The sequence below is a fragment of the Psychrobacter sp. 1Y4 genome (assembly GCF_051847555.1).
The window spans coordinates 1-532 of the sequence record NZ_JBPYDE010001091.1 but is presented as its reverse complement, the minus strand read 5'-3'; the positions used below and the strand labels follow the sequence as shown (position 1 = coordinate 532).

The 532-nt window shown below is 48.5% G+C and carries 1 pseudogene; it reads left to right on the top strand.

Annotated features, from left to right (window positions below):
- Positions 1 to 532, top strand: a pseudogene (locus ACS8FC_RS20575) (UDP-N-acetylglucosamine 1-carboxyvinyltransferase); the annotation flags it as partial.

The following is a 532-nucleotide window of genomic DNA, read 5'->3' as shown; positions in this document are numbered from 1 at the left end:
GCATTAGAGCCAGAAGTAGTCGATTTAGCCAATATGCTGGTTGCGATGGGCGCCAAAATCAGCGGCATCGGTACTTCTACCATGACCATTGAAGGGGTAGAACGTCTACACGGTTGTGAGTATTCAGTGGTACCGGATCGTATTGAGACAGGCTCATATCTTGCGGGTGCCTTGATGACTCAAGGTGATGTGCTGACTAAAAACACCACGGCATCTTTATTGTACCCAGTACTTGAGAAGTTTGAAGCGATGGGTGCGGTGATTACGACAGGTGATGACTGGATTCGCGCGCAAATGAAAGGGCGTCCAAAGCCAGTAGATATCCGGACTCAGCCACATCCAGGTTTTCCAACAGATATGCAAGCTCAGTTGATGGCGATTTGCTGTCTGGCTGATGGGACCAGTACCATTATCGAAAATATTTTTGAAAACCGCTATATGCATGTGCCTGAGCTTAATCGCTTGGGTGCATCTATTCAAGTGGATGGTCATACTGCGGTGATCAGAGGCGTCGAGAACTTTACGGCGGCAC